The following is a 504-nucleotide window of genomic DNA, read 5'->3' as shown; positions in this document are numbered from 1 at the left end:
AAGGCCATCGCGGAGGAGGCAGGCGTCGACGACTTCCTCGCCGAGGCCACCCCCGAGGACAAGATGGCCCTCATCAAGCGCGAGCAGGCCGGCGGCAAGCTCGTCGCGATGACCGGCGACGGGACCAACGACGCCCCGGCGCTGGCCCAGGCCGACGTCGGCGTGGCCATGAACACCGGCACCTCGGCCGCGAAAGAGGCCGGGAACATGGTGGACCTGGACTCCAACCCCACCAAGCTCATCGAGATCGTCGAGATCGGCAAGCAACTGCTGATCACCCGCGGTGCGCTGACGACCTTCTCCATCGCCAACGACGTCGCCAAGTACTTCGCGATCATCCCCGCGATGTTCGCGATCGCCTACCCGGGCCTGGACAAGCTCAACGTCATGAAGTTGCACAGCCCGACCTCGGCCATCGCCTCGGCGATCATCTTCAACGCCCTGATCATCATCGCGCTGATCCCGCTGGCCCTGCGCGGAGTGCGCTACCGGCCGTCGTCGGCG

Annotated in this window: 1 protein-coding gene; it reads left to right on the top strand. The window is 66.9% G+C overall.

Annotation, left to right across the window (positions count from 1 at the left end; all coding sequences use genetic code 11):
* On the top strand, positions 1-504 hold a 504-nt coding region (locus tag NFU81_RS05915), incomplete at both ends, for an HAD-IC family P-type ATPase (protein ID WP_251485719.1).

Origin of the sequence: Actinacidiphila cocklensis, assembly GCF_907177275.1 — a bacterium.
Lineage (GTDB): Bacteria > Actinomycetota > Actinomycetes > Streptomycetales > Streptomycetaceae > Actinacidiphila > Actinacidiphila cocklensis.
Note: the sequence above shows the minus strand (reverse complement) of the source record. Positions and strands in the feature narration are given on the sequence as shown.